Raw genomic sequence first — 16,242 nt, forward strand, 5'->3', positions numbered from 1 at the left:
GCTCATCCGGAGTCCACTCCCAAGGCCGGTAGCATTGCGCTACCGGCCTTTTTTCATTCACCGACCTCTTTCGCCCTTGATCGTCCCCGAGCTCAGCCACGAATGGAAGACCGGCCTCTCCCTGGCATGGAGCGGCTACATCGCGGTGTTGTCCGTCTGGATCGTGATGCAGAAGCGCGCGCCGGTGTCGACGATGAGCTGGATCCTCTCGCTGGCGCTGCTGCCCTTCGCCGGCTTCGTCATCTACTACTTCCTCGGGCCGCAGCGCTTGAAGAAGCAGCGCCTGAAGCGGCTGCGCAGCCGCGCGATCGCCCAGGCGCCGGCCGACGTCGCCACGCTGCGCGAGGCCGCGGAACGTGCGCCGCCCGCCCTGCGGCAGATGGCCGCGCTGGGCACCGCCGCCTGCGGCCTGCCGGTGTCGAGCGCGACGGCGGCCCGCCTGTTGTCCGGCGGCGCCAGCACCTTCGACGCCATCTTCGAAGCGATCGGCAGCGCACGCGACCACGTGCACCTCGAGTACTACATCTTCGAGCCCGACACGATCGGCACCGCGCTGCGCGACCTGCTGATCGAACGCGCGCGAGAGGGCGTCACCGTGCGCCTGCTGCTCGATGCGCTCGGCTCCAAGCGCATCGGCCGCAAGTTCATGGCGCCGATGCAGGCCGCCGGCATCCAGGTGGCGCTGTTTCACGACACCCGCATCGGCCGGCGGCTGCGGCCCGTGACCAACTACCGCACCCACCGCAAGATCGTGGTGTGCGACGGGCGCGTGGGCTTCACCGGCGGCGTCAACATCACCGACGAGGAAGACCGGCGGGTGCGGCCCGACGCGTATCACGACGTCCACCTGCGCATCGAAGGCAGCGCGGTGCGCTGGCTGCAGACCACCTTTCTCGAAGACTGGGCCTACGCCACCGGCGAGGATCCGCGCCGGATGGACGAAGCCATCGACAGGCTGCTGCCGCGCCTGCCGGCCGAGGAGGGCGCGGGTGACATTCCGGTGCAGATCGTCACCAGCGGTCCCGACAGCGGCCTCGAAGCCATCCACCGCATGCATGTCGCGGCCATCCACTCGGCGGCGCAGCGCGCATGGCTCACCACGCCGTATTTCGTGCCCGGCGAACCAGCCTTGATGGCGCTTACCAGCGCGGCGCTGCGCGGCGTCGACGTGCGCCTCCTGGTGCCGCGGCGCAGCGACTCGCTGATCGTGAGCGCCGCGGCGCGCTCCTACTACGACGAGCTCATCGCGGCCGGCGTCAAGATCTGGGAATACAAGGCGCGCATGCTGCATTCCAAGACGCTGGTGGTGGACGACAACTGCGCGATGATCGGCACCGCCAATTTCGACAACCGCAGCTTCCGGCTCAACTTCGAGGTGTGCGCCGTGATCTATGGTCCGGCGCTGGCCAAGCCGCTCGCCGCGCAGTTCGAAACCGACCTTCACAGCGCCGCGGCCGTGCGCGCCAACCGGAAGCGCAGCTTCCTTCCCCAGCTCGGCGACGCGACGGCACGCCTTTTCTCACCTTTGCTCTGACGATGTCCCAAACCTTCCTCTGGCACGACTACGAAACCTTCGGCACCGTGCCGCGTCGCGACCGGCCCTCGCAGTTCGCCGCCATCCGCACCGACGCCGCGCTCAACGAGATCGGCGAGCCCATGATGATCTACTGCAAGCCCGCGCCGGACTACCTGCCGAGCCCGGGGGCCTGCCTGATCACCGGCATCACGCCGCAGATCTGCCTCGAGCGCGGCGTTCCGGAGCATGAGTTCGCCGCGCAGATCGAACGCGCGTTCTCGCAGCCCGGCACCATCGGCGTCGGCTACAACACCATCCGCTTCGACGACGAGGTGACGCGCTTCCTGTTCTGGCGCAACCTCATCGATCCCTATGCGCGCGAGTGGCAGAACGACTGCGGCCGTTGGGACCTGCTCGACGTCGTGCGGCTCACCTATGCCTTGCGTCCCGACGGCATCGAATGGCCGAAAAAGGACGACGGCACGCAGAGCTTCAAGCTCGAAGACCTTGCGCGCGCCAACGGCTTGCTCCACGAATCGGCCCACGATGCGCTGTCGGACGTGCGCGCCACGATCGCGCTGGCGCGGCTGATCCGCGACAAGCAGCCCAAGCTCTTCGACTTCGCCTTCGCGCTGCACAGGAAAGACCGGGTCGCGAGCGAACTGGGCCTGCCGGCCACGCGCGAGTCGGCACGGCCTTTCCTGCATGTCTCCGGCATGTTCCCGGCCGAGCGCGGCTGCCTGGCCGTGATGTGGCCGCTCGCGAGCCATCCGACCAACAAGAACGAGTTGATCGCCTGGGACCTGGCGCACGACCCGAGCGAGCTGCGCGACCTCGACGTGGCGACGCTGCGCCAACGCCTTTTCACGCGAAGCGCCGATCTGCCCGAAGGCGTGCTGCGCCTGCCGGTGAAGAGCGTGCACCTGAACAAGTCGCCGATGGTGGTCGGCAACCTGAAGACCTTGGCGCCAGCCATGGCCACGCGCTGGAGCATCGACCTCGAAGCGGCGCTGCGCAACGCCGCGCTGGCGGCCGCCTTGCCCGACATGAGCGCGATCTGGCCCCAGGTCTACGAGCGGCCGCGCGAAGCAGCGCCGGACGTCGACGAAGACCTCTACGGCGGCTTCGTCGGCAACGGCGATCGCCGGCGGCTGACCCAGCTGCGCAGCCTGTCGCCGGCGGAGCTCGCACATTCGCGCACCGGCTTCGACGATCCACGGCTCGAAGAGCTGCTGTTCCGCTACCGGGCCCGCAACTTTCCCGATACCCTCGACGAAGACGAAACCGAACGCTGGGAGGCGCATCGCGTCGCGCGCCTGCTCGAAGGCGAGGGCGGGGTGCGCAACGTCGACCAGCTTTTTGCCGAGATCGATGTGCTGGCCGAGACGGCCGATGAGCGCGGCGAAGAGATCCTCGGCGCACTCTACGAATACGCCGAGGCGATCGCGCCCGCGGTTTGAGGAAGAGAAGGAGCACCCATGAACAAAAAGGCAAGCGGCACCTTCGAAGTGAAGATGCAGCCGCTCTGGCAGAGCGAGCAGACCGAAGGCGCGACGCTCGGCAGGATGTCGCTCGACAAGCAGTTCAGCGGCGACCTCGCGGGCACCGGCCAGGGCGAGATGCTGAGCGCCGTCGCGACGATGCAGGGATCGGCCGGCTACGTGGCCATCGAGCGCGTGACGGCGACGCTGCACGGCCGCGAGGGCAGCTTCGTCCTGCAGCACACGGGCACCATGACGCGCGGCGAGCAGCAGCTGTCGATCACCGTCGTGCCGGATTCGGCCACCGGCCAGCTCGCCGGCCTTGCAGGCAGGCTGGCGATCCGCATCGCCGACGGCAAGCATTTCTACGATTTCGACTACAGCCTGCCCGAAGGCGCGTGACCCAAGGAGAGTCTCATGATTCTTGTGACCGGCGACATCCTCGCCAAGAGCGACACCGTGGACGAAGTCCTCGCGCTGAGCCTCGAACACGTGCGCCGTTCGCGCGCCGAGCCGGGCTGCATCTCGCATGCCGTGCACTGCGACGCGGAAAACGCGCTGCGCCTGGTCTTCGTCGAGCAATGGGTAGATCGCGCGGCACTCCTGGCCCACTTTGCGGTCCCGGCCTCGCGCGCCTTCGCCAAGGCGGCCGGCGGGCTTGCTGCGGCGGCGCCCTCGATCCAGATCTACGAGGCCGAGTCCGTCAAGCTGTGAGACCGTGAGCCTTCGCCGCCTGACCCCCGACGACGCCGAGGCCTACCGGGCGTTGATGCTCGAAGCCTACGAGCGCCATCCCGATGCCTTCACCTCCACGGTGGCCGAGCGCGAGGCCTTGCCGCTGTCGTGGTGGACGTCGCGGCTCGATGCCTCAGCGACGGCACCGCAGATCGTGCTGGGTGCGTTCGACCACAAGGGCCTTCTTGCGGGCGCAGCGGGCATCCTGTTCGAGTCGCGCGAGAAGTCGCGGCACAAGGCGAACCTGTTCGGCATGTATGTCGCGCCGGCCGCCCGGCAAGGCGGCTTCGGCCGTGAGCTGGTGCTGGGCCTGCTCGCGGAGGCCTCGGCGCGCGAGGGCGTCAGGCTGGTCCAGTTGACGGTGACCCAGGGCAACGATGCCGCGCAGGCCCTCTACGAGCGCTGCGGCTTTGCCGCCTTCGGCGTCGAACCGTTCGCCATCGCGCAGGGCGGCACCTTCCTGTCGAAGGTCCACATGTGGCGCGCGGTCGCTGCGCCGGCCTGAGATCAGTTCTTCGGATGCATCCAGGCGGTGGCCGCCGGCCGGGCCGCCAGGTGCAGGGCAGCCGTCGCAGCCGGCGTCTCGGCCAGCAGCCGGCCCTTGCGATACACCTTGAGCCGCGTCGCGCGCAGCCGGATCGCCTCGACCGGATCGCGCGCCTGCAGCAGCACGAAGCTGGCATCGCAACCTGCTTCGAGGCCGTAGCCGTCGAGCCCGAAGACCTTGGCGGCATTGACCGTGACTGCATCGAAGCACTGCCGGATGCCGCGCTGGCTGGTCATCTGCGCCACGTGCAGGCCCATGTGCGCGACCTCGAGCATGTCGCCCGAACCCATGCCGTACCAGGGGTCCATCACGCAGTCTTGGCCGAAGGCGACGTTCACGCCCTGGGCCATCAGCTCGGGCACGCGCGTCATGCCGCGCCGCTTGGGGTAGCTGTCGTGGCGGCCCTGCAGCGTGATGTTGATCAGCGGATTCGCGATCACGCTGACGCCGGCCTCGGCGATGAGCGGCAGCAGCTTGCTCACGTAGTAGTTGTCCATCGAATGCATCGAGGTGCAGTGCGAGCCCGTGACCCGGCCCTGCAAGCCCAGGCGCTGCGCCTCGAAGGCCAGCGTCTCGATGTGGCGCGAAAGCGGGTCGTCCGATTCGTCGCAGTGCATGTCCACCGGCAGGCCGCGCTCGGCGGCCAGCTCGCACAGCAGTTTCACGCTCGCGGCGCCGTCGGCCATGGTGCGTTCGAAGTGCGGAATGCCGCCGACCACGTCTAGCCCCAAGTCGAGCGCGCGCTTCAGGTTGTCGACGCCACCGGACGAACGCAGCACACCGTCCTGCGGGAAAGCGACCAGCTGCAGGTCCAGGTAAGGCGCCACGCGCCGCTTGACTTCGAGCAGCGCATCCACCGCGAGCAGGCTCGGGTCGCTGGTGTCGACATGGCTGCGGATCGCGAGCAGGCCCTTGGCGACTGCCCAATCGCAGTAGGCGAGTGCGCGCTCGATCAGTGCCTCGGCCGTGAGCAGCGGCTTGAGCTCGCCCCACAGCGCAATGCCTTCGAGCAGCGTGCCGCTCTGGTTGACGCGCGGCAGGCCGTAGCTCAGCGTGGCGTCCATGTGGAAGTGCGGGTCGACGAAATGGGGCGCGACCAGCAGGCCCTGGGCGTCGAGTTTTTCAGCAGCCGGCGCATCGAGCCCTGCGGTGACTTCGATGATGCGGCCGGCCTGCACCGCGATCGACATGCCGCTGCGACCGTCGGGTAGCGTGGCGTTGTGGACGAGCAGATCGAGCATGGCTAACGTTCGCCTTTGCGATAGGGCTTCATGAGGGCTTGCGGATAGCTGGCCTTGCGCGCCACCAGCACCAGCGCCACGATCGACAGCACATAGGGCAGCATCAGGTAGAGCTGGTAGGGCAGCACGGCATCGCCGGATTGTTGCAGCCGCAGCTGCAGCGCGTCGAAAAAAGCGAACAGCAGGGCGCCCAGCAGGGCCTTGCCGGGCCGCCAGGAGGCAAACACCACCAGCGCGACGCAGATCCATCCGCGGCCGTTGACCATGTTGAAGAAGAAGGCGTTGAAGGCCGACAGCGTGAGGAAGGAGCCCGCCACGCCCATCAGCGCCGAACCGGCGACGATGGCGCCGCTGCGCGTGGCTGCGACCGAGACGCCCTGGCCCTCGGCCGCCTGCGGGTTCTCGCCGACCATGCGCAGCGCCAGGCCCAGCGGCGTGCGGTAGAGGATGTACGCGAGCACCGGCACCAGCAGCAGCGCGAACAGCGTGAGCGGCGTCTGCGCATCGAGCACCGGGATGTGCAACCATTCCATCGGCGCGAAGGGCGTGACGGTCGGCGGCGTGTTGACCTTCGGAAAGCTCACGCGGTAGCCGTAGTAGCTGAGCGCCGTCGCCAGCAGCGTGATGCCCAGGCCCGAGACATGCTGCGAGAGCGCGAGGCCCACGGTCAGGAAGGCGTGCAGCAGGCCGAAGACCGCGCCCGTCAACGCCGCCACCGCGACGCCCACCCACAGCGGCGCCCCCGCATAGACCGAGAGCCAGCCGGCAAAGGCGCCCGCGACCATGATGCCTTCGATGCCGAGGTTCAGCACGCCCGTGCGCTCGCACAGCAGCACGCCCAGGGTGCCGAAGATCAGCGGCGTGGCGATGCGCAGCACCGCGACCCAGAAAGAGGCATTGCCGAGGATGTCGACTACTTCCATCGCACTCGATACTGTGTGAGCAAGGTCGCCACCAGCACCGCGATCAGCGAGGCAGCCACGATCACGTCCGCGACATAGGTCGGCACGCCGATCGCCCGGCTCATCGTGTCGGCACCGACCAGCACGCCGGCGACGAACACGCCCGCCGCCAGCACGCCCAGCGGATGCAGGCCGGCCAGCATCGCGATCACGATGCCGCTGTAGCCGTAGCCGGGCGACATGTCGAGCGTGACGTAGCTGGTGCGGCCCGCCACCTCGATCGCGCCCGCCAACCCGGCCAGCGCACCCGAGAGCAACGCCACCAGCACGACGGTGCGCGTGGCCGGCACGCCCGCAAAGGCCGCGGCGCGCGCATTCGCGCCGACCGCGCGGATGTCGAAGCCGATCACCGTGTACTTGAACAACACCCAGACCAGCACCGACAGCGCGCCGGCCCACAGCAGGCCGGTGTGCACGCGGGTCTGCGCGATCAGCCGGCCCAGTTCGAGCTCGGGCTGCAGCGACACGCTCTGCGGCCAGCCCATCGAGGTCGGGTCCTTCATCGGCCCGTCGAGCATCGCCGAGACGCCGAGCAGCACGATGAAATTGAAGAGCAGCGTGGTCACCACCTCGTCGACGCCGAGCTTGTTCTTCATCAGCGCCGGACCGAGCAGCAGCAGAGCGCCGGCGACTGCGGCGGCTAGCATCATCAGCGTGAACAGCAGCCAGACCGGCAGCGCGAAGCCCGTGCCGCCATGCAGCCCGCCCACGACCACGGCCGCCAGCGCGCCGCCGTAGAGCTGGCCCTCGGCGCCGATGTTGAAGAGCCGGGCCTTGAAAGCCACGGTGGCGGCCAGCCCGGTCAGGATCAGCGGAATCGCGCGCGCCAGCGTCTCGCTCCAGGCGAACACGGAGCCGAAGCCACCCTGCAGCAGCAGCGCATAAGTGCGGCCCACCGGTGCACCGGCCCAGAGCACCAGCAGCGCGCTGACCAGCAGGGTGAAGACGACGGCGCCGAAGGGTGCCAGCACCAGTGCCGCGCGCGAGGTCTCATGGCGGCGCTCCAGCCTCATGTATGTGGCCCCCACGCTCGGCACTGCGTGTCCTCGCTGCCCCCCGAGGGGGCGCGAGCTTGCTTGGGGCGGCCCGGCGCTGCGCTCATGAGCCCGCCATCGCGAGCCCGATGGCTTCGCGCGTCCAGGCCGAGGCCGGTCGCGGCTCGCCGAGCTGGCCTCCGTGCATGACGGCAACCCGATCGCCCAGCGCCAGCACCTCGTCCAGATCGTCGGAGATCAAGAGCACCGCGGCGCCCGCATCGCGCGCCGCGATCAGCTGCTGCTGCACATAGGCGACGGCGCCGATGTCCAGTCCCCAGGTCGGCTGGTGCGCGACGATCAGCCGCGCCGCCTTGCCGTGGCCTTTGGTCGCATCGGGCGCCAGCAGCGCCCGCCCGAGGATCAGCTTCTGCATATTGCCGCCCGAGAGCGTGCGCGCAGGCAATTCGAGTCCGGCGCCGCGCACGTCATAGGCTTTCTCGATGCGCCGCGCATGGGCGCGTGCGGCTGCGCGCCGCACCCACAGCCAGCGCGAGAAGGCCGTGCTGCGCAGTCGCTCCGACACCGCGTTCTCCCACACCGGCAGGTCGCCCACCACGCCGACCGCGTGCCGGTCTTCGGGAATGCGCGCCACGCCGCGCTGGACCAGCCGCGCAGGCGAGGCCGGCAAGGCCCGCCCCATCAGCTGTACCGTGCCGCCGATCGCGCGGCGCGTGCCGCAGAGCAGCTCCGCCAGCGCGACCTGGCCATTGCCGGAAACGCCCGCGATCGCCGTGATCTCGCCGGCCCTGAGCGTGAGCGTCACATCCGCCAGCCGGTCCTGACCGCTGCCGGCCGTTTGCACATGGTCCAGCACGCAGACCGCGTCGCCGACCCGCCGCGCGGGGCTGCGCACCACGCCTTCGATCGCATGGCCGACCATCCACAGCGCGAGCTGCGCCTGCGTGGTCTCGGGGGTGCGCGCTTCAGCCACCAGCTTGCCGCCGCGCAGCACCGCGATACGATGCGACACGCGCAGCACCTCGGCCAGCTTGTGGCTGATGAAGATGATCGACAGGCCCTGCGCCACCATCTGCGCCAGGGTGTGGAACAGCGCCTCGCTCTCTTGCGGCGTGAGCACGGCGGTGGGTTCGTCGAGGATCAGGATGCGCGCACCGCGGTACAGCGCCTTGAGGATCTCCACCCGCTGCCGTTCGCCGACCGAGAGGTTGCCGACCGTTGCGTCCGGCTGCACCGGCAGGCCGAAGCGCTGCGAAACTTCCAGCAGCCTGGCGCGTGCCGCGCTGCGCCGCGAGAAGCCCTGCCACAGCGGCTCGGTGCCCATCATCACGTTGTCGAGCACGCTGAGGTTGTCCGCCAGCGTGAAGTGCTGGTGCACCATGCCCACGCCCGCGGCCAGCGCCGCTTTCGGATTGCCGGGCGCGAGGGGCCGGCCGAAGACCTCGATCTCGCCCGCGTCGGCCGTGTAGTGGCCGAACAGGATCGACATCAGCGTCGACTTGCCGGCGCCGTTCTCGCCCAGGAGCGCCAGCACCTCGCCGGCCTGCAGTTCGAGCGAGACCGCGTCGTTCGCCACCAGCGTGCCGAATCGCTTGGTGATGCCGCGAAGCGAGAGGACGGTCGCCAACAATTATTTTCAGTTGGGACAAAGGCCCCGCGCAGCGGCGGCCTTCGTTCGGGAAACACCGCGGAACCGGCTTTGCCGGGCCGCTGGTGTTGTCCCCGCTGAGGGGGTTGGCGCAGCGACAAGCAGTGCGCGAAGCCTGGGGGAGAGCTTCACTTGGCCGTGGACTTCGGTTGGCCGTCGTCCACTTTCACCGTGAACTTGCCGGAAAGGATGTCGGCCTCCCTGGCCTTGACCTTGGCGACGATGTCGGCCGGCACCTTCTTCTCGAAAGTACCGAGCGGCGCCAGCTCGGAGCCCTTGTGCTTCATCATCGAATAGGGGCCGTAGTCCTCGGCCGCGAACTTGCCTTCCTTCACCAGCTTGATCGCGCGGTCGGCCGAGGGCTCGAAGTTCCAGAGCGCAGATGCGACCACGGTGTCGGGGTACTTGTCCTGCGTGTTGATCACGTTGCCGATCGCGAGCTTGCCCTTTTCCTTGGCCGCGTCGCTGACGCCGAAGCGCTCGGCGTACATGAGGTCGGCGCCCTTGTCGATCATCGCGAAGGCGGCTTCCTTGGCCTTGGGCGGATCGAACCAGCTGTTGATGAAGCTCACGCTGAACTCCACCTTCGGGTTGGTTTCCTTGGCGCCGGCCATGAAGGCGTTCATCAGGCGATTGACTTCGGGAATCGGGAAGCCGCCGACCATGCCGATCTTGTTCGTCTTGGTCATGCCGCCGGCCACCATGCCGGAGAGGTAGGCGGGCTCCTGGATGTAGTTGTCGAAGACCGAGAAGTTGGGCGCCTGCGGCTTGAGCGAGGAACCCATCAGGAAGGCCGTCTTCGGAAAGTCCTTCGCGACCTTGCGCGCGGCCGCTTCGACGCCGAAGACCTCGCCGAGGATCAGCTGGTTGCCGGCCTGTGCGTACTCGCGCATCACGCGCTCGTAGTCGGCGTTGGCGACGTTCTCGGTGGCCTTGTATTCGATCTCGCCGCGCGCCTCTGCCGCCTTGAGCGCCTTGTGGATGCGGCCCACCCATTGCTGCTCGAAGGGCACGGTGTAGACCGCCGCCACCTTGAGCTTGGCCTGCGCGAGCGCGAGGCTGGGCGCCCCGGCCGCGAGCGCCGCGGCAATGGCGACCGAACGGACGATCAGATGACGGCGTAGGGACACGGACTTCTCCTCGTTGATATGGAAATTTATTTGGTGCCGAAGATGCGGTCGCCCGCGTCACCGAGGCCCGGCAGGATGTAGCCATGGCTGTTGAGCTCGCGGTCGATGGCCGCGGTGTAGATCGGCACGTCCGGGTGCGCGGCCTGGAAGGTCTTGATGCCTTCCGGGCAGGTGAGCAGGCAGACGAACTTGATCGACTTCGGGTTCAGTTCCTTGAGCCGCTCCACCGCGGCGACCGCCGAGTTGCCGGTGGCCAGCATCGGATCGACCACGATCGCGTCGCGCTCTTCCATGCCGCCGGGCATCTTGAAGTAGTACTCGACCGCGGTCAGCGTCTTGGGGTCGCGGTACAGGCCGATGTGGCCCACGCGCGCACCCGGCACCACGCTCAGCATGCCGTCGAGGATGCCGGTGCCGGCGCGCAGGATGGAGACCAGCACCACCTTCTTGCCGTCGATCACCTTGGCGTTCATCGTCTCGAGCGGGGTCTCGATCTCGATGTCCTGCATCGGCATGTCGCGCGTGACCTCGTAGGCCATCAGCATGCTGATCTCGTTGAGCAGGCGCCGGAAGCTGTTGGTGCTGGCCTCCTTGCGGCGCATCAGCGTGAGTTTGTGCTGGACGAGGGGGTGGTCGACGAGGTGGACGTTGCTCATGAGAGTTGTTGTGAGAAAAAGGAGAAGTCTAGAAGACAGTGCCGTCGCTCTCGATGCGCAAGGGTGGCGCACCGCCACGCAAGCGCTGTGCCAGCGCCCGGCCGGCGGCCCAGGTGCCGCCTTCCAGCACGCGGGCCAGCGGCAGCTCTTCCTCGCTGCGGTCGAGCACCTTGCGCACCCGGGGCACGAGCTCGTCGAGCAGCGCGATGGTCAGCGCGCGCCATTCGACGATGAACTCGTCGCCCACCTTCCAACTGCGCTCGAGCAGGGCCGGGTCCTTGGGCACGATCACGCCGCTGTCGAGCAGCAGGCCGCCGTTGCGGTACTCGGGCAGGGCGGTCAGCGCATCGAGATGGCGCACCTTGACGCCGGCCCACTCGAAGGGCTCGAGCAGCGAGTAGGTCAGCCACTGCGAGAGCTTGTGGAAGGGCATCCAGCCGTTGGTGAGCCCCGGCCCGCGCACCGCGCTGTGGCGCCAGCAGTCGCCCAGCGCGAGCGCCGGGTCGCCCGAGCCGATGCCGCCGGCCGCATCGCTGCCGTCGGCTGCGAGGCTGTCGATCGCGTTGGTGGCCGGCCAGATCCGCGACAACGATTCGAGCAGCAGCGAGAGGATCTCGTGCGCCGTGATCTCGGCCGTCGGCGCGGCGCCGGGTCCATAGGGGCCGACCAGCGCATCGAACAGGCCACCTGGCCGCCCCTCGTCGCCGAAGGTCTCGGGCTGCTCGCTCATCGCCTCGCCGAGCCGCCGCAGCAGCATCGCGCGGCCCGCGAGGCCCACGAGCGGATTGACCTCGCTGACCTGGAAGGCATCGCCCAGCCGGTCGGTCACCAGCGCGCGCAGGCCGGCGGCATCGGCTTGCAGCGGGTGGTCGGGATTCGAGGAGAACAGGCCGCTCGTAAAGGCATGGAAGCTGGCGACGCCCAGGCCTTCGGAGCGCGTGAAGCGCTGGCCGGTGGCGGCTTCGATGTAGTGCCAATCGGGGCCGGCGCCGGCATCGAGCAGCACGCTCACCAGCACCAGGTCGATGTGGGCGCGGGCCCGCTGGGGCGCGTCCAGGTGGCCCAGCAGCCGATCGAGTTCTTTCAGCCGGTTCACGTCGCCCGCTTCGAAATGGCGCCAGCGGCTGTGGTAAGGAATGGTGTCCCAGGGATAGCGTTCGCGCGTCACCTCCGCCACCGTGCGGGCCGTGTCTTCGAGCGCGGCCTCGTCGCCGATGGTGAACCACTGCGATTCGCCGCGGCGCGCGCGGGTCAGCAATGCGGCCGCGCGTATGCGCACCGCGCGGGTCGTGCGCAGAAAGGCCGCAGCGCCCGCCGGATGAGTGGTGTCGGTCACGAATTCGAGCGCCGGGTCCACGTGGCCGTCGGCATCGGCATGGCGCACGGCCGCGTTCGAGGTGGGGCGATCGGGATCGAGCCCATAGTTGTCCTTGCTCATTGATCCAGCTTCCGGCCCTTGGCCTTCTTGAGTTCCTCGGCGTCCGGCACCACGCCAGGCGTGAAGTAGCCGGCCGCCATCTTGGCGTCCATCTCGACGCGGGCGTCGGCCGGGATCAGTTCGTCGGGGATGTTCACGCGCGTGCCGATCTCGATGCCAGAGCCGGTGATGGCGTCGAACTTCATGTTGCTCATCGATACCAGCCGATGGATCTTGCGGATGCCGAGCCAGTGGAACACGTCGGGCATCAGCTCCTGGAAGCGCATGTCCTGTACGCCGGCCACGCACTCGGTGCGCGCGAAATACTGGTCGGCGGTGTCGCCGCCCACCTGGCGCTTGCGTGCGTTGTAGACCAGGAACTTGGTCACTTCGCCGAGAGCTCGGCCTTCCTTGCGCGAGTAGGCGATCAGCCCGACGCCGCCGCGCTGTGCGCCGCGTATGCACTCCTCGATCGCATGCGTGAGGTAGGGCCGGCAGGTGCAGATGTCGGAGCCGAACACGTCGGAGCCGTTGCACTCGTCGTGGATGCGCGCCGTGAGTTCGACATCCGGGTTGGCCAGGTCGCGCGCATTGCCGAAGATGTAGATGGTCTGGCCGCCGATGGGCGGCAGGAACACCTCGAGGTCGGAGCGCGTCACCAGCTCGGGGTACATGCCGCCGGTTTCTTCGAAGAGCACGCGGCGCAGGTCGGTCTCGGAGCAGCCGAAGCGTCTGGCCACCTCGGGCAGGTACCAGACCGGCTCGATCGCCGCCTTGGTGACCATCGCCGCGCCGCCGGGTGTGAGGAACTTGCCGTCGGCCTTCAGGCGGCCGGTCTGCAGCGCCTCGATCACCTCGGGCAGGATCACGTGCGCCTTGGTGATGGCGATGGTGGGGCGGATGTCGTAGCCGGCCGCCAGCTCGGTGGCAAAGGCCTCGGCCACCACCGCGCCCCAGGGATCGAGCGAGACAATGCGGCCGGGCTCGCTCCACTGCGGATAGGGGCCGATCACGTCGGTCGGCGCTGTATTGGTCAGGTCGGCCTTGTGCTCTCGCTTGAGCGCACCGGCCGCGACGGCCAGCGCGCGGTAGACGCTGTAGGAGCCGCTGTGCGTGCCGATCACGTTGCGGTGCGCGCGCTTGGTCGTGGTGCCGACCACCGGGCCGCGCTCGGCGGCGGTGGCGGCGCCCCACTGGATCGGCAGGGCGCCGAAGCCGCCCGCGTGCGAGGTCAGGCGGATGTGGGGCCGCTGGGACGGTACGGAAGAGGGCTCGGGATTCGCGGAAAGAGACGGCGTGGAAGGAGTCGGAACGGTGTCAACGGACATTGCAGGCCCTCAAAAAACACAATGTAGCGAGGGCTTCTGCGACTGGCAAGCCGCTGGCCCGGCGCCGGGCCGCCCCAAGCCGGGCTGCACCCCCTTGGGGGCAGCGACCACTCGAAGTGAGGGAGCGTGGGGCTTAGCTGATGCGCAGCAGGCGGTCGATTGACAAGGTGCCGCCTCCGCGACCGACCAGGTAGAGCAGCAGCGCGGCCCACGAAAGATGCGTGGGCCAGGCGTCCGGATAGACCAAGACCTGGATCACCAGCGTCATGCCCAGCAACGCCAGGGCCGACAGCCGCGTGAACAGGCCCAGCACCAGCAGCACCGGAAACAGATGCTCCGCATAGGCCGCGAGGTGCGCCGCGATCTCGGGCGGCACCAGCGGCAGCTTGTACTCGGTGCGGAACAGTTCGTAGGCGCTGTCGGTCAGCGTGAGGAAGCCCGTGACCTTGGTGCGGCCCGACAGAAAGAAGATCGCGGCGATGCTCATGCGCGCGGCCAGTGCCAGCAGGTCGTGCGGCACGATGCGCGTGAGCCACGAGGCCAGCAGGTTCCAGTGTGCGCGAAGGCCGTGCCCGTCGCTCGAGGCCAGGGCGTTGGAGGCTGTAGCGTTCGAGTTCATGGTGCTCTTTCGATGAAGGCGCCCGCGCGCAGCAGGCTTTCGAGCAGGGCGGCAAGGTCGGCATCGGGATCGATGGCCAGGGCGCGTTCGGCCGCCTCGGCCAGCGGCAGACCGGCGGCGCAGGCATCGAGAAAGGCGCAGCCTGCTTGGGGAATCGCGCGCCAGACCACGGTGTCGGCGGGACGCGTGAGCAACGCGCCTTCGCCTTGCCAGACGAGCTCTTCTTCATCGTCGGCGGGAGTGCGGTTGCGCGCCCAGATGCTGTAGACCGGCTGCTCGTCGAACCAGGCCCAGCGCGCCGCCGGATGGGGCTTGAGCACCAGGGTCGCGAGCAGTTCCGGTGTGCAGCGGGCAAGCCATGCGGCATCGAGCACGGGCGCATCCTGCGCGGCATGGGCTTCGCACGACAAGGCGTCGAGCCGTGCCGCGCCGGGCAGATAGGTCAGTTCGGCGGCCGGCTCGAAGCCCTGCAGGAAGGCGGCGAAGCCGCTTCCGTAGTTCAGCAACCGGCCGTCGCGCGGCGCCTCGGCCGCCACATGCAGCGCCGCGGCGGCACGAAACCATTCGCTGCCCACCAGCCGCGCCACCACGGGCAAGTTGGCTTCGAGCGCGTCGATGCAGCCCTTCATCACGGTGTTGCGATAGACCGCGAAGGCAGGTTGCGCCGCGAGCTGTTGCACCACCGGATCCGCGACGTCCTGCGGCGCGAACAAGGCCTTGGCGAAGGCGTCCTGGAACTGTGCGAGTGAGGTGCTCATGCCACGGTCTCCTGCGCGATGCGGCGCAGTTCGGCGTCGGCTTGCGACCGCTCGCCCATCAGTTCATCGAAGGCCGGCACATTGCCGTCGCGTTCGATCAGCGTGGGGCGGGCGCCCGCGCGCTCGATGAAACGGCGATAGAGGCCCCAGACCTCCGGCGCGATCGGTGCATCGTGCGAGTCGATCAAGAGCGCCTCGCCCAGCGTCGGATCGAGCGCATGGCCCGCGAGATGGATCTCGCTGACCAGCTCGTGCGGAAAACGGTCCAGCCAGTCCGCGGCCGAGAAGCCCAGGTTGCACGCCGACACGTGCGCGTTGTTGATGTCGAGCAGCAGCGTGCAGCCGGTGCGCCGCGCGAGTTCGGCAAGGAAGTCGATCTCGTCCCACGCGTGCCCTTCGAAGCGCAGATAGTGAGACGGGTTCTCGATCGCGATGGCGGTGTTCAGCGCGTCCTGCGTGCGCGCGATGTTGGCGGCAATGCGATGCAGCGCTTCGGTGCTGCGCGGAAAGGGCAGCAGGTCGGGAAAGTGCCGGCCCTTCCAGGCCGACCATGCGAGGTGTTCGGAGATCAATGCAGGCTGGATGCGCTGCGCCAGCGCCGTCAGCCGCTGGAGGTGCGCGGCATCGGGCTCGGCATCGCCCGCGAGCGAGAGCGAGACCCCGTGCAGCGACACCGGATGGCGCTCGCGGATCGCTTCCAGCCATTGCAGCCGCGGCCCGCCCGCCACCATGTAGTTCTCGGGGTGCACCTCGAACCACAGCCCTTCGACCTGCGACGACAGCGCGGCGTCATAGTGCTCGGGCTTGAGGCCGAGGCCTGCGGTGAGCGAGCTGGACATGATGGCGGCAGGGCAATCGATCAGGACTTGATCGGCGTCAGCGAGCCCGTGCCCTTCGGCGTCTTGATGGTCACGCAGGTGCCGGCCGGCGCGTTCTTCCAGGCGTTGCCCTGGTAGTCGACCTTGGAGGTGCCTGCACAGGTGGTGCCGGGGCCGGCGGCGCAGTCGTTCTTGCCGGCCATCGAGACGCCGTAGCACTTCTCCATCGCGGCCGTCTTGTCGGCCATCGGTTTGTCTTGCGCCATGGCGGAGCCGGCGGCGAGGGCGCCCAGGGCGAGGGCGGTGATAGCGAGAGGGCGAGTGATCATGGAATGAGCTCCAGTGGTTGAGTGAAGATTTTCAACCGCGCCGCTCGGCGCAGTCGGTTCTA

The 16,242-nt window shown here is 68.5% G+C and carries 17 protein-coding genes; 5 read left to right on the forward strand and 12 right to left on the reverse strand.

Annotation, left to right across the window (positions count from 1 at the left end; all coding sequences use genetic code 11):
* Positions 1 to 76 precede the first annotated feature (76 nt).
* From cls to ACSQ9A_RS12690, 5 genes are read left to right on the forward strand one after another with little or no spacing between them, the layout of a single operon-like run.
* Entirely contained in the window at positions 77 to 1,534 is a 1,458-nt protein-coding gene (cls, locus tag ACSQ9A_RS12670; RefSeq protein WP_436290516.1) for a cardiolipin synthase, read from the forward strand.
* Positions 1,535 to 1,536: 2 nt separating this feature from the next.
* Positions 1,537 to 2,976, forward strand: a complete 1,440-nt coding sequence (gene sbcB / locus ACSQ9A_RS12675) for an exodeoxyribonuclease I (protein WP_436303890.1) — start codon at positions 1,537 to 1,539, stop codon at positions 2,974 to 2,976.
* An 18-nt stretch (positions 2,977 to 2,994) separates the two neighbouring features.
* Positions 2,995 to 3,399, forward strand: coding sequence for a DUF3224 domain-containing protein (locus tag ACSQ9A_RS12680; protein ID WP_436303891.1), 405 nt, complete (start codon positions 2,995 to 2,997; stop codon positions 3,397 to 3,399).
* A 15-nt stretch (positions 3,400 to 3,414) separates the two neighbouring features.
* A complete protein-coding gene (locus ACSQ9A_RS12685) occupies positions 3,415 to 3,711 on the forward strand; it encodes a putative quinol monooxygenase (protein ID WP_436303892.1) in 297 nt (98 codons plus the stop codon).
* Between the two features lie 4 nt (positions 3,712 to 3,715).
* Complete coding sequence (locus ACSQ9A_RS12690; protein ID WP_436303893.1) at positions 3,716 to 4,237, forward strand: N-acetyltransferase family protein; 522 nt, start codon at positions 3,716 to 3,718, stop codon at positions 4,235 to 4,237.
* 2 nt (positions 4,238 to 4,239) lie between these two features.
* Here ACSQ9A_RS12690 and ACSQ9A_RS12695 read toward each other — a convergent pair whose 3' ends face one another.
* From ACSQ9A_RS12695 to ACSQ9A_RS12750, 12 genes are all read right to left on the reverse strand, one after another.
* Complete coding sequence (locus ACSQ9A_RS12695) at positions 4,240 to 5,520, reverse strand: amidohydrolase family protein (protein ID WP_436303894.1); 1,281 nt, start codon at positions 5,518 to 5,520, stop codon at positions 4,240 to 4,242.
* Positions 5,521 to 5,522: 2 nt separating this feature from the next.
* The gene (locus ACSQ9A_RS12700) at positions 5,523 to 6,443 is read right to left on the reverse strand and encodes an ABC transporter permease (RefSeq protein WP_436303895.1); all 921 of its coding nucleotides are present in this window, start codon (positions 6,441 to 6,443) and stop codon (positions 5,523 to 5,525) included.
* The gene (locus ACSQ9A_RS12705; RefSeq protein WP_436306291.1) at positions 6,434 to 7,495 is read right to left on the reverse strand and encodes an ABC transporter permease; all 1,062 of its coding nucleotides are present in this window, start codon (positions 7,493 to 7,495) and stop codon (positions 6,434 to 6,436) included. Before ACSQ9A_RS12705 ends, ACSQ9A_RS12700 begins: the two co-directional genes overlap by 10 nt.
* A gap of 85 nt (positions 7,496 to 7,580) precedes the next feature.
* Positions 7,581 to 9,107: an ABC transporter ATP-binding protein gene (locus ACSQ9A_RS12710; protein ID WP_436303896.1), complete on the reverse strand. Its 1,527-nt coding sequence runs from the start codon at positions 9,105 to 9,107 to the stop codon at positions 7,581 to 7,583.
* A 146-nt stretch (positions 9,108 to 9,253) separates the two neighbouring features.
* Positions 9,254 to 10,255: a BMP family protein gene (locus ACSQ9A_RS12715; protein ID WP_093107719.1), complete on the reverse strand. Its 1,002-nt coding sequence runs from the start codon at positions 10,253 to 10,255 to the stop codon at positions 9,254 to 9,256.
* A gap of 26 nt (positions 10,256 to 10,281) precedes the next feature.
* Positions 10,282 to 10,911: a uracil phosphoribosyltransferase gene (upp, locus tag ACSQ9A_RS12720; RefSeq protein ID WP_093107717.1), complete on the reverse strand. Its 630-nt coding sequence runs from the start codon at positions 10,909 to 10,911 to the stop codon at positions 10,282 to 10,284.
* 28 nt (positions 10,912 to 10,939) lie between these two features.
* Positions 10,940 to 12,349 carry a URC4/urg3 family protein gene (locus ACSQ9A_RS12725; protein ID WP_436303897.1) on the reverse strand — a complete coding sequence of 470 codons (1,410 nt, stop codon included), beginning with the start codon at positions 12,347 to 12,349 and terminating at the stop codon, positions 10,940 to 10,942.
* Positions 12,346 to 13,656, reverse strand: a complete 1,311-nt coding sequence (locus ACSQ9A_RS12730) for a GTP cyclohydrolase II (RefSeq protein WP_244503887.1) — start codon at positions 13,654 to 13,656, stop codon at positions 12,346 to 12,348. Before ACSQ9A_RS12730 ends, ACSQ9A_RS12725 begins: the two co-directional genes overlap by 4 nt.
* A 133-nt stretch (positions 13,657 to 13,789) precedes the next feature.
* Positions 13,790 to 14,275, reverse strand: coding sequence for a DoxX family protein (locus tag ACSQ9A_RS12735; RefSeq protein ID WP_436303898.1), 486 nt, complete (start codon positions 14,273 to 14,275; stop codon positions 13,790 to 13,792).
* A complete protein-coding gene (locus ACSQ9A_RS12740; RefSeq protein WP_436303899.1) occupies positions 14,272 to 15,033 on the reverse strand; it encodes an HvfC/BufC family peptide modification chaperone in 762 nt (253 codons plus the stop codon). Before ACSQ9A_RS12740 ends, ACSQ9A_RS12735 begins: the two co-directional genes overlap by 4 nt.
* A complete protein-coding gene (gene bufB, locus ACSQ9A_RS12745; RefSeq protein ID WP_436303900.1) occupies positions 15,030 to 15,872 on the reverse strand; it encodes an MNIO family bufferin maturase in 843 nt (280 codons plus the stop codon). The genes ACSQ9A_RS12740 and bufB overlap by 4 nt, the downstream gene beginning before the upstream one ends.
* Positions 15,873 to 15,892: 20 nt before the next feature.
* Complete coding sequence (locus ACSQ9A_RS12750; RefSeq protein WP_436303901.1) at positions 15,893 to 16,180, reverse strand: BufA1 family periplasmic bufferin-type metallophore; 288 nt, start codon at positions 16,178 to 16,180, stop codon at positions 15,893 to 15,895.
* Positions 16,181 to 16,242 lie beyond the last annotated feature (62 nt).

It is taken from the genome of Variovorax sp. LjRoot290 (assembly GCF_964253985.1).
In the GTDB taxonomy this organism is placed as follows: Bacteria; Pseudomonadota; Gammaproteobacteria; order Burkholderiales; family Burkholderiaceae_C; genus Variovorax.